The 20,777-nt window shown below is 59.0% G+C and carries 22 protein-coding genes and 1 pseudogene; 2 read left to right on the top strand and 21 right to left on the bottom strand.

Features of this window, described 5'->3' with window-relative positions:
- Positions 1-30: 30 nt before the first annotated feature.
- The 20 genes and pseudogenes from IB250_RS12005 to IB250_RS11910 all read right to left on the bottom strand — a co-directional run bounded on the left by IB250_RS12005 (position 31) and on the right by IB250_RS11910 (position 15,884).
- Complete coding sequence (locus IB250_RS12005) at positions 31-477, bottom strand: phage tail assembly chaperone (protein ID WP_192344242.1); 447 nt, start codon at positions 475-477, stop codon at positions 31-33.
- Positions 478-1,374, bottom strand: a complete 897-nt coding sequence (locus tag IB250_RS12000; RefSeq protein ID WP_192344241.1) for a phage tail protein — start codon at positions 1,372-1,374, stop codon at positions 478-480.
- Between the two features lie 85 nt (positions 1,375-1,459).
- On the bottom strand, positions 1,460-2,032 hold the full coding sequence (locus IB250_RS11995; RefSeq protein WP_192344240.1) for a tail fiber assembly protein: 573 nt from the start codon (positions 2,030-2,032) through the stop codon (positions 1,460-1,462).
- Positions 2,033-2,039: 7 nt separating this feature from the next.
- Positions 2,040-3,080, bottom strand: a complete 1,041-nt coding sequence (locus IB250_RS11990) for a phage tail protein (RefSeq protein ID WP_192344239.1) — start codon at positions 3,078-3,080, stop codon at positions 2,040-2,042.
- A 77-nt stretch (positions 3,081-3,157) separates the two neighbouring features.
- Positions 3,158-3,580 carry a tail fiber assembly protein gene (locus tag IB250_RS11985; RefSeq protein ID WP_192344238.1) on the bottom strand — a complete coding sequence of 141 codons (423 nt, stop codon included), beginning with the start codon at positions 3,578-3,580 and terminating at the stop codon, positions 3,158-3,160.
- A 528-nt stretch (positions 3,581-4,108) separates the two neighbouring features.
- Positions 4,109-4,313: pseudogene (locus IB250_RS28685) on the bottom strand (hypothetical protein); the annotation flags it as partial.
- An 11-nt stretch (positions 4,314-4,324) separates the two neighbouring features.
- Positions 4,325-4,924, bottom strand: coding sequence for a YmfQ family protein (locus IB250_RS11975; RefSeq protein WP_007907236.1), 600 nt, complete (start codon positions 4,922-4,924; stop codon positions 4,325-4,327).
- Entirely contained in the window at positions 4,912-5,955 is a 1,044-nt protein-coding gene (locus tag IB250_RS11970; protein WP_192344236.1) for a baseplate J/gp47 family protein, read from the bottom strand. The genes IB250_RS11975 and IB250_RS11970 overlap by 13 nt, the downstream gene beginning before the upstream one ends.
- Entirely contained in the window at positions 5,945-6,343 is a 399-nt protein-coding gene (locus IB250_RS11965; RefSeq protein ID WP_038979177.1) for a phage GP46 family protein, read from the bottom strand. Before IB250_RS11965 ends, IB250_RS11970 begins: the two co-directional genes overlap by 11 nt.
- Positions 6,343-6,852, bottom strand: coding sequence for a phage baseplate assembly protein V (locus IB250_RS11960; RefSeq protein WP_192344235.1), 510 nt, complete (start codon positions 6,850-6,852; stop codon positions 6,343-6,345). Before IB250_RS11960 ends, IB250_RS11965 begins: the two co-directional genes overlap by 1 nt.
- Before the next feature lie 145 nt (positions 6,853-6,997).
- Positions 6,998-8,041, bottom strand: a complete 1,044-nt coding sequence (locus IB250_RS11955) for a phage baseplate assembly protein (RefSeq protein ID WP_192344234.1) — start codon at positions 8,039-8,041, stop codon at positions 6,998-7,000.
- A gap of 3 nt (positions 8,042-8,044) precedes the next feature.
- Positions 8,045-9,283: a DNA circularization protein gene (locus IB250_RS11950; protein ID WP_192344233.1), complete on the bottom strand. Its 1,239-nt coding sequence runs from the start codon at positions 9,281-9,283 to the stop codon at positions 8,045-8,047.
- Positions 9,270-11,042, bottom strand: coding sequence for a phage tail protein (locus IB250_RS11945; RefSeq protein WP_192344232.1), 1,773 nt, complete (start codon positions 11,040-11,042; stop codon positions 9,270-9,272). The genes IB250_RS11950 and IB250_RS11945 overlap by 14 nt, the downstream gene beginning before the upstream one ends.
- A gap of 130 nt (positions 11,043-11,172) precedes the next feature.
- Positions 11,173-11,469: a phage tail assembly protein gene (locus IB250_RS11940; RefSeq protein WP_007907223.1), complete on the bottom strand. Its 297-nt coding sequence runs from the start codon at positions 11,467-11,469 to the stop codon at positions 11,173-11,175.
- The gene (locus IB250_RS11935) at positions 11,466-11,813 is read right to left on the bottom strand and encodes a phage tail tube protein (RefSeq protein WP_007907215.1); all 348 of its coding nucleotides are present in this window, start codon (positions 11,811-11,813) and stop codon (positions 11,466-11,468) included. Before IB250_RS11935 ends, IB250_RS11940 begins: the two co-directional genes overlap by 4 nt.
- A 77-nt stretch (positions 11,814-11,890) precedes the next feature.
- On the bottom strand, positions 11,891-13,387 hold the full coding sequence (locus tag IB250_RS11930; RefSeq protein WP_192344231.1) for a phage tail sheath subtilisin-like domain-containing protein: 1,497 nt from the start codon (positions 13,385-13,387) through the stop codon (positions 11,891-11,893).
- Positions 13,387-13,569 (bottom strand): DUF2635 domain-containing protein, encoded by a 183-nt coding sequence (locus IB250_RS11925; protein WP_192344230.1) that lies wholly within the window; start codon positions 13,567-13,569, stop codon positions 13,387-13,389. Before IB250_RS11925 ends, IB250_RS11930 begins: the two co-directional genes overlap by 1 nt.
- A complete protein-coding gene (locus IB250_RS11920) occupies positions 13,566-14,150 on the bottom strand; it encodes a hypothetical protein (protein WP_192344229.1) in 585 nt (194 codons plus the stop codon). Before IB250_RS11920 ends, IB250_RS11925 begins: the two co-directional genes overlap by 4 nt.
- 129 nt (positions 14,151-14,279) lie before the next feature.
- The gene (locus IB250_RS11915; protein WP_192344228.1) at positions 14,280-14,627 is read right to left on the bottom strand and encodes a phage holin family protein; all 348 of its coding nucleotides are present in this window, start codon (positions 14,625-14,627) and stop codon (positions 14,280-14,282) included.
- A 522-nt stretch (positions 14,628-15,149) separates the two neighbouring features.
- A complete protein-coding gene (locus IB250_RS11910; RefSeq protein ID WP_008072692.1) occupies positions 15,150-15,884 on the bottom strand; it encodes an XRE family transcriptional regulator in 735 nt (244 codons plus the stop codon).
- A gap of 200 nt (positions 15,885-16,084) precedes the next feature.
- On the opposite strand from IB250_RS11910, the gene mutS reads away from it, so the two are divergent.
- Both mutS and fdxA read left to right on the top strand, forming a co-directional pair.
- The gene (mutS, locus tag IB250_RS11905; RefSeq protein ID WP_192344227.1) at positions 16,085-18,664 is read left to right on the top strand and encodes a DNA mismatch repair protein MutS; all 2,580 of its coding nucleotides are present in this window, start codon (positions 16,085-16,087) and stop codon (positions 18,662-18,664) included.
- A 142-nt stretch (positions 18,665-18,806) separates the two neighbouring features.
- Entirely contained in the window at positions 18,807-19,130 is a 324-nt protein-coding gene (gene fdxA, locus IB250_RS11900) for a ferredoxin FdxA (protein WP_003222178.1), read from the top strand.
- Positions 19,131-19,709: 579 nt separating this feature from the next.
- Here fdxA and rpoS read toward each other — a convergent pair.
- Positions 19,710-20,717, bottom strand: a complete 1,008-nt coding sequence (gene rpoS, locus IB250_RS11895; protein WP_008072688.1) for an RNA polymerase sigma factor RpoS — start codon at positions 20,715-20,717, stop codon at positions 19,710-19,712.
- Positions 20,718-20,777: the final 60 nt, after the last annotated feature.

The raw sequence follows: 20,777 nt of genomic DNA, 5'->3' as shown, positions 1-20,777 counted from the left end.
TGTATGACCGGTAGTGATATTCAGGTCGTGTCAAAGATATCCAGCCAGCCAAAGTGGCGTACCGGGTCGATGCTCGCTGAAAGGAAAGAATGACCCTTGCGGCCAATCCCGAAGTGCACGGCGATAAGCCTGTAATTCGGCATATTGCTCGGTGGTCAACGTCGTGCCGCCGCCATCCTCCAGTTCGTCCCTGTCGCGAGCGACCATACTGTCAGTGGCCGATAACTGGCTATCACGCCAAAGACGCTCGGCCTTCGCGGCTTCCTCCGGCGCAAGGGGTGGTGTATCCACAAGAACGGGATAGCCGTTATCGGCCCGCACCGAAATTATTTTCGGGGTTACAGCCAACTGTTGGAGTAACGAAATCCAATAAGCCTGAGGGATTTCTATGACATCGGAAGGGATATCCGACGCATTGATTCCTGGAACATAAACACCACAGGTACTTGCGCTAAACAAAACATTGAACGCGTTCATTCAATAGCCCTTTGCAAAATAATTCACGCTCCATCCCGCCTGCACTTGACCGGAAAAACTCCGGACTTTCAGGCGGCAGCCCTGTTTGGTCCCGGTACCCCCAATCAGGACGACCATCGCCCCGTCGCCGCCCACGTGGGTGGCCACAAGCGAAGAAAAAGACGTCGGGAACGAGATAGGGAAAGTGATATAGACATCGCCATTGGCATCCGTGGTGCCGACTCCCCATTGTTCAATGTTGCCACTGGGATACTTTTGGTAACCGACGTTCCCGTAGACGCCGGAGAAGGACGAAGCGTACTTGTCGCTGACCGAGCCCCCATACAGGCGCCACTCGCTACCCAGTTTGATGAAGTGCGCGGAATCACCGAGGCCGAGCTTGACCGGCCCGAATGTGCCGTTACAGGTCTCGATGAGTTCGACGCCAGCCGGGTTGATGGTCAGCACGCCGTTTCCGGCGTTGATGACATGGATCGTGCTGGCATGGGCAAGTCCATTGATGGACGGCAACGTCGCCGTGATCGGCGTGGCGCTGGCAAAACTCGCCACCCCGCCCACATTGGCTGCGGTCAGCGCAGCGCTCGCGGGAAAGACGTTGAAACCTGAAAACTGTAGACCGCTGCGGGTCACAAATTCAGTGGTGGCGACCGACTGATCGCTGTCGAACTGTGGCGCAGTCACAAACAGCTTGTTACTGCGCAACGCCGTCAACAGTTGATCGTTACTCGCCTCTGACGGTTTGATACCGGCAGCTTCGATGATCTTCAACAACTCCAGCGTGACACCGTTTCCCCAGCTGGCAGGAATCAAAGAACCCGGAGTCCCCGTGATCGGGTTTTCATCGACAAACTTGCCATCCACCAGACCGGCGCTGGGGACGCTATTGGGATAATCCACGGTATATCCTTCCGTTGGTATTTTGCAGGCAGTCGCGTGCTGGCAACACAAGACTGCACTTGCAGCTATTAATAAGTTTCAGGGCTTATACGGCTAGGACGCTGACAGGTGAAGCCGGCCAGTCAATGATCAGCGGAAAGTCCGGATGCTGTTCAATGCTCATCAACTTGAGCGTATAGCGTTTCCACTCTTGCAGAGTGGCCAGTTGAACATTGGTGGCCTCACCCAGTTCATAGGCGTATTGCAGCGGTGCGACGCGAATAACCATCTCACGCAGACGATTGTCTCGCTCGGCGCCGGCTTGAGCGGTTTTGCCTGTTCGTTCGGCAGCCAAGTCCAGCGCCCAGTCATCATTGAGCCAAACATAGTATTCGCCGGGGCGAGGCTTGACGGTCAGATAGTCAGGCAACGGGCCCAACTCGTACCAGAATTTAAGGTCACCCGTGTCTTTGCGATACACCGGGCGGTTGCGCAAATCGATCAGTTGCGAAACGGCACCGTTACGCAAAACCCATACATAACCGGTTTCGGCGGGTGGCAGAACTTCCGGCAACTCGATCGCATTGCCCGGCAATACAACGCCCATACCAGGAATGACCGGCAACTCAACGGGACCGGTCAATTCTTGAGAACTTTCATTTAAATAGTAATAAGTCATATGCCCCTCAAATCAGTTTCAATCGACCTGGATAAGCAATGTTCCTCGGGCGAGTCATCCCCCAGTAAGTACTGCCCAGATTCTCGGTCATGGTGGCTGATACGTAGTAACAGAGACCGGTAAAGGTTGTTGGGTCAGCCCCTACTGTCGCGATATTGGCAATCCCCTGAACCGCTGGAGCGGCGCCGTTATCACCCGTGATGTTGGTACCCATCTGCCAGGTGCCGGCTGCGCGCGCAGTATCGACACCGCGTTGTTCATCGAGAACGCGGACAAACTCACCTCGAACTTCCGGAGCGCGGAACGTCTTGATCCCATCGCCACTGCTCCAACCTCCGGCGCGGTCGACTTCTGCACGCAACATTCCGGACTGAACGGCATGATCCCAAAGCCAGGGCCATTCGGAGCGAAGAAACTCCCTGCCGTTCAACGCGCCATAACCACCGGGACTGAACGCGGTTGTCGTCTCAAGAACAATCCTTCCCAATGGCGTTGCATCGAAGCGCCCGACGGGCCACCAATTGCTCGCTCCATCGCTTCGTAAGTGCCACCAATCACCCGCCCCCATCAAAACCAGAAACGGGTATCCGTTTGGCGACAAATGAGTGTGGAACTTGATTCGATCATTACCCGATGCCTGTACTACCAAGCGGTTAACACTGTTGTCAGTCCGTCGAACAACGACATCCCGAACACCTGACAACGAACTCGCTGCCGGCAGGGAAACAGTCGTCTCCGTCGCACTGGCGTTAATCAGTACCAGCCCCAACTCTTCTGGCATCAACACCTTTGATGTCGATACTTCAGTCACCCGCGAAGACATGGGACTGGCCAGATTCAGGAGTGTCTTCAAGGCTGCCAACAATTGATCGTTAACACCCTCGGATGGCGTCATTCCGGCCGCTGTAATAACAGCCAAAAGCTCTTCGGTCACACTGTTTCCCCACACCGCCGGAATCAACGATCCCGGCGTCCCGGCGACAGGGTTTTCATCGACGAACCGGCCATTGACCAGTCCGACGCTAGGGACGCTTTTTGGATAATCCATATTTCAATCCTTTACCTGGAACATTCATTGAAGATGCCGACAGAGCGCTCGAATCAAGCGCGTCCAGTGGCATCCGTTCAGTCAACCAACCAGGCAGGTTTTTTCGGTCGAGAGCGTTTGGAGGGAAACTTCTTCGCCTGAGGCCACTTACGCAGCGCCTGCAGATAAACAAGAAGCTCTTGATACTCACTGTCAGAAAGCGTGGTGGCCTTCATCAGTTCCACCTCATCCCGATGTCGGTCGCGTAGCCAGACCACGCGGTCAAACGCTTGATCGCGCCACGCCTTTGCTTCTTGCGAAAGTTCTTCATCCGACAAAGGCGCAAGCTCAACCAGAACCGGCAAGCCTTCATCATCATGAGCTCTCACGGTTCCCGCTTTTGGATTGGCGATCACTGCGTCATAACGCTCGTTGTCAATTTCAACGGCATCTTCAGGAAGACTTGTGTGATAACCCGCCAGGTAGGTATTGCCGGTAGTGCGGCTATAAAATCTCTTCATCTCAATTACCCACGCTCAAGACACTGACCCAGCCAGTGCCACCAGAATTACTCATGACCTGAACTTGACTGGCGTCGAGGTAAGTCACCAAGGGCGGTGTGGTGATATCGAGGAACGGCGCATTACCGGATGACGAATAACCGGCCCAAGCGCCACGACATTGATTTTTAAAGGCCAGTGGCCACGGTTTGGATACATAACCGTTATTGACGGCGATGGGGACCAGCACCCACTGAATCATGAAACCACCCAGCCAACTCGGAAACGCGATGTAGCCGTTATCCGCAAAGCTGTAGGAAACCCCGAACGTCAGTTTTTTTGGGGTAACGATCGTGGTGTCATCAACAGCGGCATTAACCTGGGCCTGAGTCGCAATACGTGCCCAGCCGAACACTGACTCGGTGGCCTGTAACAACTTCTTTTCTATTGCTTGAAAGACACGGATGGGCGTCATCAGTTTGTTGCCGCTTACACCGGATTCGGCCTCTTCCTTGCTCGCCAGAGAGTCGCTTTTGTTCTTCTCGACAATCGCTAAAATTGCTGCTTTCAGCTGAGTGCTATCGCTTTCGTCCGGGACAATGCCAGCGCCGACAATTGCATTCACAATTTCATCCGTGACGCTGTTGCCCCACCTCGCCGGAATCAACGACCCCGGCGTCCCGGTCAGCGGGTTCTCATCCACAAACTTCCCATTCACCAACCCGGCGCTGGGCACACTCTTCGGATAATCCATCCCTCTACTCCCTAGTCATAATTGATGTGCACCTTGGTATGCGCCGGTGCGCTGCGGTGGATCAGGCATTCCAGTGCCGAGCCCGGATTCACGCCAAATCGTTCGCCCCAGTAACTCGCGCCAAAACGTCGTCCCAGCAGCAATCGCCCACCGGTATTGAGCGTCCACATGAACTGCGCTTCCCATGTACCCCAGTGCGCCGCACCGAAACGCGAGCGCCCCATGCGCGGGGCTTCCAGTTCGGTGATGGTGGCGTTCGGGTAGCCCTGGCTCTTGGCGATTTCGAGGTAGTAGCCGACGGCCTGACTGCCGACTGCGAGCAAGCGACGACGCACCGCGAGGCGGCGGTCGTCGAACAGTGGCGTAGCGCCGAGGCACGGGTCGGGCAGGTTCATTACCCGTTCCCAGTCGGGCACCAGTTCGCTGACGCCGGCCGGGTCCATTTCGTTGAGCAGGTCGGCGGCGCGGGCGTCCAGGCGCGCCAATTCCTGGGCGACGCCTTCGAGGACTTCTTCGAGTTCCGGCACTCGCTCAGGGTCCCAGGCCGGGCCGCTGGGCAGCAGGCTGCGCAGTTGGGCGTGGTATTGCGCGGCGGTTCTTATGCCCCCCATACACAACCTCCGAAAGTCAGCAGCTCATTGGGTGCAGCTTCCACATCAGCGACGGGCGAGATGAGCGTGTGGTCGTTTTCGCCGCTGGTGCTGCTGATCGCTTCACGGATGTGACTGATCAACAACTTCTGGCCGAGGTCGGCTTCGCGGTTGTGCAGGTCGCGCAGTTGCGCTTCGACGGCGGCGCGTATGGCGCTGGTGTCGGGGGTCAATGTCAGGCGATACGTGACCGGCACCTGCACTGGCGGGCGCACATGTACTTGGGCGGTAACGGGGCGCAGTGGCTCGATGTAAGCCTGGACTTCGGCCAGTTGCTCTTCATTCGGTACCGGTTGTGGATCGTCGTCACGCATGATGTACAGGCCGACCGTGCCCGGTCCCAAAAAGCCGCCACGACACCAGGCGCGGGTTACGCCCGGGCATTCAAGCGCCCAGGTTTCATAGTCCTGTGCAGAACCGCCATGGGGGATGATGCGGTAGGAGCGGATCACCCGCGCACGCATCGACTCCAGGCTTTCCCGCGCCACACCGCCGTTCAATCCCGGCGCCAGCACCGTGAAGCTATTGCCGACAATGCCGGCAATCGGTTGCACCGGAATCAATGCCAGACCGGCCTCGGCATTACCCAGGCTACCGGCCTCGAGCGCGGCGATGGTGGTGCTGTTGAGGCCATTGCTGGTGGTGCGAGCGGCGGTCACTTTGTAGGTGCGACCATCGCTCGATTGCAGCAGGGTGTCGACGTCCAGCACGGCACCGGCGCTGGCGGTAAAGCTGACGCTGCCGCTGGCCGCTTGTGCGGGTTTGCGCGGCTGGTTCAGACGCAGTGCGGCGATCCGTTCCAGGGTCGATTCATCGGCCTTGTCCGGGAGGATCTGCTCGGCGATCCAGTCCAGATAGCCATACAGGCCATAGGCAGCGCCACCGAGGGTGCGGGCCAGCACTTGCGCATCGGACTGGCGCAGCGAATCGCTGGCCAGGTCGCTTTGGGTGCGCTTGATCAGCACCGGCAGCGAAGGGGTTTCAAACGGCATAGATCACCTGCCAACTGTTATCAGGGTTGATGTCCAGGCGTTCGCCGTCGGCCAGGGTCAGGACCGTGCGCAGGTTCAGGCGCTGGGCGTCGAGGCGTTCGCTGATGATGTCGATCGCGCTGCAATGGCCGTCATCGATCAGCCATTGCAGGGCTTCGCGGGCATAGAACTCGGCGTCCATCTGGGTTTGTCGGGTCAGCTTGACCCGGCGCAACAGCCACAGCCGCGAACCGATGCGGTCGTCGGCAACGGTAGGAAACGTGTCGCCCCACCAGCCGAAACGTTCTTCGTCATCGAGGGCATCGTCATCGGCGGCGCGGCGCCAGGTGAACAGGCTGATCAGCACTGAGCGGGTCAGTGCCGCATGCAGGTTTTGGCTGATGAACATCATTGCCCTCCTGCCGGTACGCCGGTCTGTCCATTGCCCGTTTGAACGCCGACATGCACGTGTTTGACCTGGCTGATACCGCCGGCAATCTGGTCGCCCTGGGAGACGATCTTGCCGGTCTGGTTGATGACCGGCGTGTCGATGTTCACCGCGCTGCTGGCGCGGATGTTCAGGGTGGCGGTTTCGATGTCGATGATCCGCCCGCGCTTGAAGTGGATCTTGTCGCCTTCGTCGGTGTAGATCGCCACTTCGCCAGCGGCCAGGGACTGGAGACGGTAGCGACGGTCGGCGACCACCAGCACGATGGCATGGGAGCGATCACCGCCCAGGAACGTGGCGATACCCTCGGCACCGGCCAGCGGATTGCTGGTGAAACCGTAGGGTTCGAAGTGCTCCATGTCGTCGTTCACTTCGCCGGCGGTGAGGCGCATTTGCAGCGATTGAAGCTTGGTGGCCGAGTTGGCGAGCACGACAGTGCCGCGCGCCAGGAGGCGTGTCAGTAGGCTCATTGGGGGTCCTTCAATGATCAGGTCGAACGCGGTCGAGTGTGGGAGCGGGCTTGCTCGCGAAAGCGGTGGATCAGTCGACTTCAGTGTTGAATGATCCACCGCCTTCGCGAGCAAGCCCGCTCCCACAGGAGTTCGGTGGCAAGGCTCAGGTTTTCTTCGGGGGCTCTGGATTGGCGTCGAAGGTGTGCGGCGGTGCGACTTGCAGGGTGGTGACCGAGCCTTGCGCCGACAGCGAGTAGGTCACCTTCGAGATCAACATGTCGTCATCGAACCCGAGTACCGGATCCTTGACCCTGACCAGCGTGTTGTGGCGCCACAAGTCGCCGTTCGACTGGCGCCAGCCTTGCACCTGGTAAGTGGTGGTCAACGCCTTGCCCACGCGGGTGGCGGCTTCCCAGTTGGCTCGTTGCAACGCGAGATCGGGATTGATCTGCATGCCTTCGTTGATCACCGTGACCCGCCGACGTTTGTAGCTCAGGTCGGCGGACACCGATTCAACCTCGCTGACCGCTGCCCCGCTCTTCTTGTCGGTGCCCTTGTGCTGGCCGATTACCCGGTATTCGGAGAACACCTGGCTGTAATCCATTGGCGCGTTGGCCGACAGAATATTTTTTCCCAACTCCAGCGCATCGCTGGCCCGACCACCACTGCCAGGCCGGGCCAGCACCAGCCGGCCCAGGGCATCATCGGTAGAAAACACCCGGAACAAGGTCAGCAAGCGGTCGATGGATTGAAACACCGTTTCCCCCGGCACGATGGTGTGACTGCTGAGCCGGGCGGTCTCGGGAATTTCGCTGACCACAAACACCTTGTAGGTGATCGCCAGCGCTTCGACGATGCTCAACAGCGATTGCTCATGCCATTGATTCGGGCGGTTGGTCGCGGCGCAATCCACCAGATCCTGGGTGCAGGAACTGCCTTCGATGTTCAGGCTGATCTGGCGCCCGTCATAACTGATCGGGGCCTTGAACACATACCCGGTCAGCACCAGATCCTGGCCGATGCGCACTTCACAGGCGTCACCGGGCTGGATCCGCTTGTCCACGGTCTGCCCCGGCCATTGCCAGGTGATGTTGAGTTTAAAGGTGCGGAACTGGCGCTCCAGATCCGCAGTGATTTCCACGCTTTTCCAGCCACCGTATTCCAGGCCGCCGACGGTCAGGGTGACCCGGTTATCCATGTCGTTCATGGTTCACTTCCCGGAAACTTTCACATCGTTCGGCGGCAGGAACAACGGATGGGCAACACCGTTGCGTTGAGTCACCTCCGTAACCCGCGTGGCATCGGTAAATTGCCGATAGGCCACGACGACGGCAGGCAAGCTCTCCTGAAAGGATTTACTGACAAGCCGCACGCCGGACGACGCCACCGCCTTGAGGTGCGCATTCAACTTCTGCTTCAGGTCATTGATGGCCTGATAGTGCGCGGGACTGGCCTTGTTCAGTGCCAGCTGGATCGCTTCGTTCAACTCCTTTTGCAACAACTGCAAATCGTCGGTGACCGGCACTTCCTGACGGGTGACCGGCTGCAGCGTCTGATGATCCAGCGACGGCTGCGAGGTCAGTTTCACCGGCGTCGACGCCACCGGCATCGAGGCGACCCATTGCGCCACTTTCACCAGCAGCGTGTCTTGCACCAGATCGGCCATGGCTTGCGCCGCGGCCGTAGTGTCCTTGCCGGTGGTGAGCTTCGGTGCATCAGCCTTGCGGATGGCTTCGATCTGCTGGGAAACGTTGGCAATCACGCCACGATAGCCCTCCTTCGCGAAGTCCTTGAGCTCCTGGATGTCGCCGAGCAAGCCCTTGAATTCCGCCACAACTTCCTTGGGCAATTCCTTGACCGCCTTGACCAGCTCGCTGATCTGCCGGTACTCCTCGATCAACGGTTTGAGCTGTTCCTGGATCACTTCATAGACCCCGGTCAGGCTGTTGCGCAGATTGGCGATGCCGATCCGCGCGGCCTTGATCAGGGTCATAGCCTGTTCGAAACGTGCCACCGCCGAGCCCAGCAACGTGTCCGCCGATGACAGCAGCACCTTTTGCGTGCTGACCGTGGCCGTCGGAAATTGCAGGGGTTGATCGGGGTAGAACTTCAGGGCAAAGGTCACCAGCCCGCCGTCCTGGCGGGTGTGGGTCATGTCGCATTCGCCGACCTTGACTTGCATCCGCCCCAACCACGGGTGGACCAGTTCACCACTGCCCTGCTCCAACGCCTTGAGCAACTTGTCGCGCTGCTCCAGGCAATCGGCGCCGACGATGAATGCCGTCAGGTCGTGGATCTTCGCCTGCTGGCCAAGGCCCTCGAAAAACGGCTGGTCACGTTGCGGATACTCGTGCAACTGGCCCTTGTGGCCGACCGGGGTTTTCGCCTGATCGACCCAAAAACCGACACCGCGAAAGGATGCCGGCAACAAACGGTCACGCCAGTTCATTGGAACCTCCCAGAGACAACGAGCGATAGCCGATGCGCGAATTGAGCGACAGCCCCGGTTGATTGGTTTGCGGTTGATCGGTGCGCAGCCCGGCCGGCGCGTTTTCGAAGCGCACGGTCAGGCCGCCTTCGAGTTGCGTGCGGTTGTTGGCGGCACTTTGTTGGATCAGGGCGCTGGAGGTTTGTGGCAATGAACCCTGCAACGCATTGCTGGCCGCTGGTGCAGGGCCTGCACCGAAGAATGCTGGTGCCAATTCACCCTTGCCTTCGGCATTGGTCTGACGCTGCGCTTGGGTCAGGGTTTCGACTTTGCCGGTGACGTTGGCGATCAACCCGGCGAAGCCACCGTCGAACAGTTCCTTGATCGGCGCGATCACGGTTTGCAGCTTCTGCCACAACTCGCCGAACCACTCGGTGATCGGCCCCCAGTGCTTGATGATCTGCTCCAACGGTTTCCACTCGAACAGGTTGTGCAGGAAGTCCAGCATCGGCGCGGCCAGTGCCTGGACCACACCCCACAGCGCCGAAAACACTTCGCTGACCGGCTGCCAGTACATCGCGATCTGGTCCAGTGGCGACCATTCGAACAGCCCCCTGAAGAAGCCTTTGACCTGTTGCACCGACGCTTGCAGCGCGGCCCAGATTGGTTCGAAGAAGGTGACGACACCGCCCCAGGCACTGGCGATCATCTCCATCGGAAAGAAATCGAACAACGTACGCAGGACGTCGCTGGTGATCTGCGCTGCCGCTTGCAGCCTGGTCCACATCGGTTCGAAGAAACCGACGACACCGCCCCAGGCACTGTTGATCATCTCCATTGGCGAGAAGTCGAACAGGCCCCTGAGGAACGTCATCACCGGTACGCTCAAGGCCTTGAGCAACTCCCAGATCGCCGAAAACAATCCGGTCAACGGCCCCCAGTTATCGAGGATCATGCCGTACGGCGTCCACGAGAACAGCGCCTTGAAGAAGTCGATCACCGGCGCGGTGACCGCTTTGACCATGTCCCAGAGCGCCGAGAAAAATCCACTGACCGGTTGCCACAACCCCGCCAGTGCATCCAGCGGTCGCCAGTCGAGCACCGATCGCAACAACGCCATGGCATTGGCCGCCGCGTTTTTCACCGCCTCCCATAACCCAGTGAAGAAAGCGGAAATCGGCGTCCAGTTGGCCACGATCAAACCTGCCGCTACGGCAATGCCCATGGCGATCAGCATGATCGGATTGGTCTTGAGCACCATGCTCATCAGGTCGAATACCTGGGTCGCGCCGGTCACGGCGGTTTGCATGGCCGAGAATGCAATCGCTCCCGCCGCCAATCCTTCGACCAGTTTCGGGTTGTCGTTGAGCAGGCTGCCGACCTGGGTCAGCATCGGCTCAAGCGCAACCACCAGCGTGCCGACCGCCGGCAGCAGCGCGGCATCCACGGCGGCCGAAACCTTTTCCATGGAAGCGCTGAACACATTGAGATTCTGCGCGGCGGCTTTCGGTGCGGCGGGCATGTCGACGGTTTTCGCCGTCTCGCTGACCTCGGCCAGCTTGCCCTGGAATGCCGCCGCCGATTGGATGCCCTCCACGAACGGCGTGATCACGCTGCCGCCCTTGAACAGACCGCTAATATCCAGTTTGCCGAGGCCGGTCTGCTCCAGGTTTTTCCTGAAGCCTTCGACTTTTGCCCGAAGGGCGCCGAGTTTGGGTGACAGTTCGTCAATGCCCGTGAGCAGCACCGACGTTTTCTCTTTCGTTTCTGTGTCTGCCATCACTGCACCTGCTGCATCGCATTGATCCGTTGCGCGTGCTCCAGCGATTCGCGGAGCACATCCAGTGGCCTGGCCATCATCTGTTCGGGGTCAACCTTCCAGAACCAGGCCAGGTCATAGGCGACTGCGATCAGGTCGGTGATGGCGCCGACGCCGCACTCATGAAAAAACTCGCGACAGCCCAACTCAGCGCGTTGAGGTCAGCCAGATCCAGCTGGTTGACCGACGACGGCGGGATGCCGGCGCACACGGCGATGTATTTGGCCGCGACGTCCATGTCGAGGCTGACCTCTTCGCTCTTGTCGATCTTGTACGGCAGCGCCTTGATCGCTCGAACTTCCTGCACCGTCGGACGGCGCAGGTTGAGTTCGGTCAAGGGCTCGCCGTGGGCTTCGATCGCCACTTGAAGCTTCACGGCGTTACTCATTGCCAGGTCCCCTTGATGCCTTCGAATTTCAGTTCGATGGTGGCGTCATCGCCTTTGGATACCGGTTCTTCCACCAGGTAGGCACCGGCCAGTACGTAGACTTTGCCGTTGCTGAATTCGCAGGTGACGGTCATGTCAGTGCCGGCGATCAGTTGCTTGAGCGGGAAGTCCGCGGTGTGCAGCGCCGTCACTTTGAACGAGGGCGCAATGTCGGTTTCCTTGTAGAAGCCTGGTACGACGGTTTCCCGTTTAACGGCCATCAAGGGCGCTTCGCAGCCGCCATTGATGGTCAATTGAGCGCCGTCCACTTTGACGTAGCAGGTGCCCGCAATCAGTTGACCCATGGTGTTTCTCCCTTCAAATAAAAAGCCCACACGCGGTGGGCCGAATTCACACAGTTCTTACAGTCAAAGCGCAGCAATCAAGCTGCGTCGTCGTACTGCAAACGGAACTGGTTGAGCAGCGCGAACACGCGCAGGCCGTTGATGTAATCCGGCGGGAACAGCACGTTGACCCGGCTTGGGTCCTGCACGTCGCGCTCGACGATCAAGTGCTCGGCGAACAGTTCGGCGTTTTCCACGTGGCCTTCCAGTTCGAGCTTGGCGTACTGGGCGATCAGCTCACCGCGAATTGTGCTCGGGGTGACGATGGGCTGGCCGGCGCCGAAACGGGTGCCGTCAGAGGCCAGTTTGTGGCGACCGTATTTGCTGGTGATCACGCTTTGCAGACGACGCACGATGAACGCCGACTGGTGCATGGTTTCGCTGTCCAGGTAGGAGTTATCTGCCTGGCCGTAGGCGTTCTTCTGATAGGTGGTGATCGAACGCTGGATGCGCACGTAGCCGCCTTCGTAGTACGCGGTAGCGATGCCGTAGTTGAGCAGCGACTGACGCTCGGTCAGGGTGAAACGCTCGCTCGCCGGTGCCGGGTCGAGACCGGGCAGGCTGCCGCTTTGGGTCGGACGGCTGGCGTCGGCAGAGATGAATACCGAAGTGCGCGCAGCCAATGCAGCGGCCTGCACCCAGAACGGTTGCGGTACGCCCGGTTCCAGCGCCTGAATGGTCATGTGCTGATCGTTACGCGCCTGACCGGCCGCCACCAGAGTACCGATGGTGCCGCGCTTGGCGCTGTAGACGTGACCGAACAATTGCTTGGCCCAGGACCAACGTCCGGTGCTGTCATCCATGACGGCTTGCCAGGTGTTGAGGGTCGACAGATCCGACCACGGCATGCAGATGAACTCGAACGGTTCATCGCCCAGCGCCGCCACGGCGGCCACTTGATCCGGCACACCGGCACCGCCGGTCATGGCGGTGATGGCCGAGGTCAGGCCAGCCGGGGTTTCTTCGCCATTGCTCTTGCCCAGGCGATTGAATTGCAGGCTGATGTCGTTGCCGCTGTCGCCCGTCCATTTGGCGCTCAGGGTGACCACACCGTCGACCGCTGCCGCGCTAACCGGCAGATCGGCAGAGGCATTGATTTTCAGCGCCAGGGCTGTGGCCGCTTGCGCCGCAGTGGCACCGTTGACGATGGCCGCCTGAACACGAACGCCGCCGACGTACAGGTTGAGCACACCGCTCTGAGTCGCCGCACCGGTCAGGGTCAGCACACCTTTGGCAACGCTGCCTTCAGTGTTGTGCAGCGGCAGGCACCAGATCTCGCCGATGGGGTCGGTCTTGCGCCAGGTTTCGTACATCGAAGCGAGCATCGAGCCCTGGCCGCCAATGCTTTTTGCCAGCGCCACGCTGGACACCAACACCAGTTTGCCGACGTCGGCCGGCGCGATGTTGTCGTTGACCTGAGCAACGATCAGGCGGCGCATGGCCGACGACGCGCTATTGGCGGCCGAGTTGTCCATTTCGGCGTAGAACAGCGGAACACGAATGTCCGCGGGGATGTTGCTGAATCCGATCGCCATTATTTGGCTCCCTGTGGTTTCGCCGCTTTCACGGCTTTGGTAGTGATATCGCCATCGGCCAGACGTCGACGCCACCAGGCGTTGTCCGGCACTTCACGGCCCTCGGGGGGCAACAGATCGCCCGCTTCCGGGTCCGGCACGACACGGCCAGGGGCCGGCAGCACGGTGATGCGTTTGCTCATGGGGTTACGTCTCCAGAGAAAGTCAGTTCCAGGCGCCCGTCGGGGCCTGGGCGTTGCAGATTGGGGTCCGCCGGATCGATCGCATCGACCCGCACGGTGACCCCGGTAAAGGACGACAAACCGTCCAGTTCACGCTCGTGCCAGCTCTCCGCCGGTTGACCCGGCAGATTGCGCCCGAGCTGGAATTCGGCGAAAAAGCGCAGGCGATACAGCACGCGGCTGCTGTTGATGGAAACCAGTTCGCCGCCGTCGTACTCGATGGCGTCGTAGTCGCTGCCGGGCTTGAAACCCACCAGTGCGCGCCACAGCTCGGCACGCAAGTTGTGCAATTGATCCAGCGCTGCTGCGGCGTCCGCGGTATCGAGCACCAGCGTCACTTCGAAGCGGTCGCGGATTGATTGCAGCATCAGGTTTTGCGCGAGGCTCTTGCTCGCCACATCGGCGAGGGGCACCACATAAGCGCAAGGTGTTTGCAGCGGGGTGTTGGCTTGTAACGTGGCGAGGTCGATGCCGGCCGCGATGCGATTGGCCAGAGTCGGGCATTGCTCACGCAACTGCGTGATCAGGGCTGTGATCTTCATAAATCTTCACCGGGCAATAAAAAAACCCGTCGCGGCGGGTTTGAGTGAACGGTACTGGCCGTGGGAAACCCGCGTCCTTGCGGGTCAGTGCGGTTTGCACTGTGGATGACGCTCCTTCAGGTTGGGGTCTCAATGATCCTGAGGCGTATCGCGCGGTGGCACTTCACAAATACCGATGCGCTTGGCGGCCCAGCGTTCATAAAGCCCGATAGCCACGTCCGCCCCGGCCATCGCCGTCAGGCAGCCAAAGGCACCAGCAGCCCAGATCGATACGCCGGCGGCGTACAGCAGCATGATGGCCGAGACCCCGCAGATCATGCAGGCCCCGGAGCGCAGCGCCAGGCGCCGCAGCAGCGACCAGCCGCGGGCGCCCTCTTTGTCGGCGCGCCACATTTCGCCGGACACCCCGCCCACCAGGGCGAGAACGATGACCAGCCAGATCGGCATGTCCAGCAACGCTTGTTGCTCGTTTGTCATGTCACGCCTCCTGGGGGTGATTGATGAGTGATGTGTGTTGGGATCAAGCGATGTCTCTTGAGGTAGGCATTCCAAAAAGCCCGGTCGCCCAGGCTTTTCAGTAATGCGGTCCTTCGCCTTCCTTTAATCCTGTGTTCAAAAAAGGAAGCTGACCTTTCGGCGCTACTGGCGCGGTACGAGTCCATTCAAATTGTTTTTCCGACCGCGGTCCCTGCCCGCCGGATAACTGTTTGTGGTGCTTTACGCTGCACACCCGGGTCAGTTGCCAACCCTCTGAACCGTTGAGGCCGGTTCATCGCTGCCTTTGTGATGGAACTAAAGAGCTTCGTTTCGAGCCGCCTTGTTGGGCGGCTTGAGACAAAGAATATGCATGGATGCATATACAGTCAATGCATAAATGCATTTATTTATGCATTAGAAATGCACAGGTGCATGGAAGCCCCGCAAGCAAAGGCGTTGGCGGTTTTTCGACAGGCGAAAAAAAACCCGCCGGGCAGCGGGTTTTATCTGACAGCGGTGAGGTTAACGGGCGTACATGCCCCACCAGAAGACGTGACCGAGGATGACGATCTGCTCTTCCTGGATTTCCTGGAAGCTGTAGTCCTCGTCCGGATGCTCATCGCGGTTGAAGCTGCGCAAGCGAATCCCTGTCGGCAGGCGATAAAGCTGTTTCACCCGCAACTGGCCGTTGTGGTTGATGGCGTAGAGGTCACCGTCGACGATGTCACCAATCCCGCATTTACCGGCATTCACCCCGACCGTGGCGCCATCGCGCAGCACCGGCAACATGCTGTTGCCGCGCACGGTCACGCATTTGGCCTGATCGAACTGCACGCCGTTATGGCGCAGGCTGCGCTTGCCGAAGCGCAGGCTAGAGCGCTCGCTCTCTTCGATGACGAATCTTCCTGATCCAGCAGCCAATTCAACCTCGCGAAGAAAGGGGACCGACACCTCGTCGTCATCGACGGGCGTATCGTCGTCCCACAGGCTTATGTCCTTGAGTTCCGAATGCGACTCATCGCGCCCCGCGCTGGCGGCGTGCGCGACATCCGCACGGCCACGCAACTGATCGGTGCTCACGGCGAAGTATTCGGCAATCTTCGAAATATGTTTATCCGAAGGATCGACGATCTTCCCGCTGAGGATCCGCGAGAGAGTGGATTGAGGCACGCCGGTGCGACGGTGAAGCTCCGTGGGGGAGATCCCGTGCTGATCGAGCAGTGCTCTTAAGACGGTAGAAACATTGCGTTTTTGCATAACGTGCATAGTGCTTGATCTTTTTTCGGAAGACAAATGCTGATTTGCATAGATCGTGCATAGACAGCAGAAATGTGCCTTGGCGCTTTCATGCCTGCGTAGGTCGGACTGCCCATGTTAACCTTGCGCCCATCGCGGAAAAGCCGGGCCGATGCCCCTCCTTTGCCCTACACCTTTCAACGAGTTTTCCTGAATTTCCGATGAATAAAGCCCTCTCCGATCTGTCCTCCCACACCCCGATGATGCAGCAGTACTGGCGCCTGAAGAACCAGCACCCTGATCAGCTGATGTTCTACCGCATGGGCGACTTCTACGAGATCTTCTATGAAGACGCGAAGAAGGCCGCCAAGTTGCTGGACATCACCCTGACGGCTCGTGGGCAATCGGCGGGTCAGGCGATTCCGATGTGTGGGATTCCTTACCACGCCGCGGAAGGTTACCTGGCGAAACTGGTGAAGCTCGGCGAGTCGGTGGTGATTTGTGAGCAGGTCGGCGATCCGGCCACCAGCAAAGGCCCGGTGGATCGTCAGGTGGTGCGGATCATCACCCCTGGCACTGTCAGCGATGAAGCGCTGCTGGATGAGCGCCGGGACAACCTGATCGCAGCGGTGCTGGGCGACGAGCGTCTGTTCGGGCTGGCGGTGCTGGACATCACCAGCGGCAACTTCACCGTCCTGGAGATCAAGGGCTGGGAAAACCTGCTGGCGGAACTGGAGCGGGTCAACCCGGTAGAGCTGATGATCCCGGACGACTGGCCGAAAGACCTGCCGGCGGAAAAACGTCGTGGAGTTCGTCGCCGTGCGCCGTGGGATTTTGAACGTGACTCGGCGCTGAAAAGTCTTTGCCAGCAGTTTTCCACCCAGGACCTGAAAGGTTTCGGCTGCGAGAACCTGACCCTGGCGATCGGCGCCGCCGGTTGCCTGCTCAGCTACGCCAAGGAAACCCAGCGCACCGCCCTGCCGCATTTGCGCAGCCTGCGCCATGAACGCCTGGATGACACCGTGGTGCTGGACGGCGCGAGCCGTCGCAACCTGGAACTGGACACCAACCTGGCCGGCGGTCGCGACAACACCTTGCAATCGGTGGTCGACCGCTGCCAGACCGCCATGGGCAGCCGCTTGCTGACTCGCTGGTTGAACCGTCCGCTGCGGGATTTGACCGTATTGCTGGCGCGTCAGAGTTCAATCACCTGCCTGCTCGACGGTTACCGCTTCGAAAAACTGCAACCGCAGCTCAAGGAAATCGGTGACATCGAGCGGATTTTGGCGCGGATCGGCCTGCGCAATGCCCGTCCTCGTGACTTGGCGCGCCTTCGCGACGCCCTCGGTGCACTGCCAGAGTTGCAAGTGGCGATGGCCGAGCTTGAAGCCCCGCACATCATTCAATTGGCGACGACCACCAGCACCTATCCGGAACTGGCGGCATTGCTGGAAAAAGCCATTATCGACAACCCGCCCGCCGTCATCCGTGACGGCGGCGTGTTGAAAACCGGTTACGACAGCGAACTCGACGAACTGCAATCGCTCAGCGAAAACGCCGGGCAGTTCCTGATCGATCTCGAAGCGCGTGAAAAGGCCCGCACCGGCCTGTCGCACCTGAAGGTCGGCTACAACCGGATTCACGGATACTTCATCGAGCTGCCGAGCAAGCAGGCCGAATCGGCACCGGCGGACTATATTCGGCGGCAGACCCTCAAAGGTGCCGAGCGTTTCATCACGCCGGAACTGAAGGCCTTCGAAGACAAGGCGCTGTCCGCCAAGAGTCGTGCCCTGGCTCGCGAAAAAATGCTCTACGAAGCGTTGCTCGAAGACCTGATCGCCCAGTTGCCGCCCTTGCAAGACACGGCCGCTGCCTTGGCCGAGCTGGATGTGCTGAGCAACCTCGCCGAGCGCGCACTGAATCTGGACCTGAACTGCCCGCGCTTTGTCAGCGAGCCATGCATGCGGATCACCCAGGGTCGTCATCCGGTGGTCGAGCAAGTACTCACCACGCCGTTCGTGGCCAACGACCTGAGCCTTGACGACAATACCCGCATGCTGGTGATCACCGGTCCGAACATGGGCGGTAAATCCACCTACATGCGTCAGACCGCATTGATCGTGCTACTGGCGCATATCGGCAGTTTCGTGCCGGCGGCCAGTTGCGAATTGTCCCTGGTCGACCGAATCTTCACCCGAATCGGTTCCAGCGATGACTTGGCGGGCGGGCGTTCGACCTTCATGGTTGAAATGAGCGAAACCGCGAACATTTTGCACAACGCCACCGAACGCAGCCTGGTGCTGATGGACGAAGTCGGTCGCGGCACCAGCACCTTCGACGGCCTGTCCCTGGCCTGGGCGGCGGCTGAGCGTCTCGCGCACCTGCGGGCCTACACCCTGTTCGCTACCCACTATTTCGAGCTGACGGTGCTGCCGGAAGCCCAGCCTCTGGTGGCCAACGTGCACCTCAATGCCACCGAACACAACGAACGCATCGTGTTCCTGCACCACGTGCTGCCTGGGCCTGCCAGCCAGAGCTATGGCTTGGCAGTTGCGCAGTTGGCCGGTGTGCCGAGCGAAGTGATCATGCGGGCTCGCGAGCATCTGAGCCGACTGGAATCCACAGCGTTGCCTCATGAAGTTCCGAAGCCGGCCAAAGGCAAACCGGTCACGCCGCAGCAGAGCGACATGTTCGCCAGCCTGCCGCATCCGGTGCTGGATGAACTGGCCAAACTTGATCTGGACGACATGTCACCGCGTCGTGCGCTCGAAATGCTCTATACACTAAAGACACGGATCTAACGCACTTGCCTGCAAGCTGTTAGAATCTCGCGCGGTTTGGGATGCTGCAGGCCAATAGCCTGACCTGCAGACTATCGCTCCCAAACCTGGCGACCCCAACGTGAAGGGGCTCCGCTGCCGCCGCCTGAGGAGAAAATTAGAAATGACCTTCGTCGTCACCGACAACTGCATCAAGTGCAAGTACACCGACTGCGTAGAAGTCTGTCCGGTGGACTGCTTTTACGAAGGCCCGAATTTCCTGGTGATTCACCCGGATGAGTGCATCGACTGCGCACTGTGCGAACCAGAATGCCCTGCCGTGGCCATCTTCTCCGAAGATGAAGTTCCGGAAGATATGCAGGAGTTCATTCAGCTGAACGTTGAGCTGGCGGAAATCTGGCCCAACATCACCGAGAAGAAAGAATCGTTGCCCGATGCCGAAGAGTGGGATGGCGTCAAAGGCAAGATCAAAGACCTCGAACGCTGATTACCCCGTGTTCTCGAAAAGGCCCCTTGTGGGCCTTTTTGCTTTTCCAAAGATCAAAAGATCGCAGAAATCACGGGTGTACGTGGTTTGTGTAGGAGCTGCCGAAGGCTGCGATCTTTTGATCTTGATGTTTTGCTTTTCTGCAGACAAAAAAAGGGGCGGTATGACCCGCCCACATTTTTTCCCTATTCCTTGTGTTCCTTTTCATCGTCCTGATGAATCGCTTCCTGCGATGTCCGTTCCCCTCTTCCTTGAAGGGCGTGTCTATCCGTCGACACAGTTCAGATACTAGAGAATTCCCCACTAAGAGCAATCGGCCTCTGTCGCTGAAATCGCCTGTCACACGCTGTTAATCTAAAAAAATAATCATATAAATCAATAATATAAACGAATACCGCAAATTAAATAGACAACTGCCAGGGTGTAAAAATAACGAACACTTACGAAAGAGTAAGCAAAGACTTACAACACGAGACTACAAACCTGAGGTGGTGCAAAAGAACAACGCAATTCTTAAATTCCGGGCAACAAAAAGCCCCAAACCAGTCGGGGCTATTCGTTACCGGTTGAGCGAATTGCTTATTGGAACAGCGACTCACTCGACAGGCCGTTTTTCTCGAGAATCTCCCGAAGACGCTTGAGGCCTTCAACCTGAATTTGCCTGACCCGCTCCCGGGTCAAGCCGATTTCCAGGCCTACGTCTTCAAGCGTGCTGCTCTCGTGACCTCGCAAGCCAAAGCGGCGAATGACCACCTCGCGTTGCTTGTCGGTCAGCTCCGAGAGCCACTGATCGATGCTCTGTGACAGGTCGTCGTCCTGCAACAGTTCGCATGGATCGGTCGGGCGGTCATCGGTAAGGGTGTCCAGCAGGGTTTTATCCGAATCCGGACCCAGCGAGACGTCGACCGAAGAAACCCGCTCGTTCAGGCCTAGCATGCGCTTGACCTCGCCTACCGGTTTCTCCAGCAGGTTGGCGATTTCTTCGGGTGAGGGTTCATGATCGAGCTTTTGAGTCAGCTCCCGTGCAGCCCGCAAGTACACATTGAGCTCTTTGACCACATGGATCGGCAACCGGATGGTCCGGGTCTGATTCATGATCGCGCGCTCGATGGTCTGACGAATCCACCAGGTGGCGTAGGTCGAAAAGCGGAAACCGCGTTCAGGATCGAACTTTTCTACTGCCCGGATCAGGCCGAGGTTGCCCTCTTCGATCAGGTCCAGCAGCGACAGCCCACGATTGACGTAACGACGGGCGATTTTCACCACCAGCCGCAGGTTGCTTTCAATCATGCGCTTGCGCCCGGCCGGATCGCCACTTTGCGACAAGCGCGCAAAATGAACTTCTTCCTCGGGGGAGAGCAATGGGGAAAAGCCGATTTCGTTGAGGTACAGCTGAGTGGCATCGAGTGCCCGTGTGTAATCGATGTACTTGTGTTGCTTAAGCGAAGCGGAGTGTTTGGATTTGGCACGAACGGAAGGTGGTGCATCCCCTTCATCATTCGACATCGAATCCGTGGCGATGCCGGTCTCCATCAGGAGAACCTCATCGTCGATGTCAAACTCCGGCACTTCTTTACTGAGAGCCATTGTTATAGTCCTTTGGTGAGTTCGACCTCAAGCTCAAGCGGCGCCTTGATCCCTGGCAAC

Origin of the sequence: Pseudomonas sp. PDM09 (genome assembly GCF_014852305.1) — a bacterium.
Classification (GTDB): Bacteria; Pseudomonadota; Gammaproteobacteria; order Pseudomonadales; family Pseudomonadaceae; genus Aquipseudomonas.
The sequence above is the reverse complement of the archived record's forward strand: the minus strand, read 5'-3'. Positions and strand labels throughout refer to the sequence as shown.

Bases quoted from the DNA above. Each gene is read 5' to 3' on its own strand.
- IB250_RS11945 (WP_192344232.1), bottom strand. From the start codon at position 11,042: ATGGCAGACACAGAAACGAAAGAGAAAACGTCGGTGCTGCTCACGGGC.
- fdxA (WP_003222178.1), top strand. From the start codon at position 18,807: ATGACCTTCGTCGTCACCGACAACTGCATCAAGTGCAAGTACACCGAC.
- IB250_RS11925 (WP_192344230.1), bottom strand. From the start codon at position 13,569: ATGAGCAAACGCATCACCGTGCTGCCGGCCCCTGGCCGTGTCGTGCCG.
- IB250_RS11930 (WP_192344231.1), bottom strand. From the start codon at position 13,387: ATGGCGATCGGATTCAGCAACATCCCCGCGGACATTCGTGTTCCGCTG.
- IB250_RS11955 (WP_192344234.1), bottom strand. From the start codon at position 8,041: ATGAACGACATGGATAACCGGGTCACCCTGACCGTCGGCGGCCTGGAA.
- IB250_RS11915 (WP_192344228.1), bottom strand. From the start codon at position 14,627: ATGACAAACGAGCAACAAGCGTTGCTGGACATGCCGATCTGGCTGGTC.
- IB250_RS11975 (WP_007907236.1), bottom strand. From the start codon at position 4,924: ATGGGGGGCATAAGAACCGCCGCGCAATACCACGCCCAACTGCGCAGC.
- IB250_RS11960 (WP_192344235.1), bottom strand. From the start codon at position 6,852: ATGAGCCTACTGACACGCCTCCTGGCGCGCGGCACTGTCGTGCTCGCC.
- IB250_RS11950 (WP_192344233.1), bottom strand. From the start codon at position 9,283: ATGAACTGGCGTGACCGTTTGTTGCCGGCATCCTTTCGCGGTGTCGGT.
- rpoS (WP_008072688.1), bottom strand. From the start codon at position 20,717: ATGGCTCTCAGTAAAGAAGTGCCGGAGTTTGACATCGACGATGAGGTT.
- IB250_RS11940 (WP_007907223.1), bottom strand. From the start codon at position 11,469: ATGAGTAACGCCGTGAAGCTTCAAGTGGCGATCGAAGCCCACGGCGAG.
- IB250_RS11935 (WP_007907215.1), bottom strand. From the start codon at position 11,813: ATGGGTCAACTGATTGCGGGCACCTGCTACGTCAAAGTGGACGGCGCT.
- IB250_RS11920 (WP_192344229.1), bottom strand. From the start codon at position 14,150: ATGAAGATCACAGCCCTGATCACGCAGTTGCGTGAGCAATGCCCGACT.
- IB250_RS11990 (WP_192344239.1), bottom strand. From the start codon at position 3,080: ATGGATTATCCAAAAAGCGTCCCTAGCGTCGGACTGGTCAATGGCCGG.
- IB250_RS11995 (WP_192344240.1), bottom strand. From the start codon at position 2,032: ATGACTTATTACTATTTAAATGAAAGTTCTCAAGAATTGACCGGTCCC.
- mutS (WP_192344227.1), top strand. From the start codon at position 16,085: ATGAATAAAGCCCTCTCCGATCTGTCCTCCCACACCCCGATGATGCAG.
- IB250_RS11910 (WP_008072692.1), bottom strand. From the start codon at position 15,884: ATGCAAAAACGCAATGTTTCTACCGTCTTAAGAGCACTGCTCGATCAG.
- IB250_RS12005 (WP_192344242.1), bottom strand. From the start codon at position 477: ATGAACGCGTTCAATGTTTTGTTTAGCGCAAGTACCTGTGGTGTTTAT.
- IB250_RS11970 (WP_192344236.1), bottom strand. From the start codon at position 5,955: ATGCCGTTTGAAACCCCTTCGCTGCCGGTGCTGATCAAGCGCACCCAA.
- IB250_RS11965 (WP_038979177.1), bottom strand. From the start codon at position 6,343: ATGTTCATCAGCCAAAACCTGCATGCGGCACTGACCCGCTCAGTGCTG.
- IB250_RS11985 (WP_192344238.1), bottom strand. From the start codon at position 3,580: ATGAAGAGATTTTATAGCCGCACTACCGGCAATACCTACCTGGCGGGT.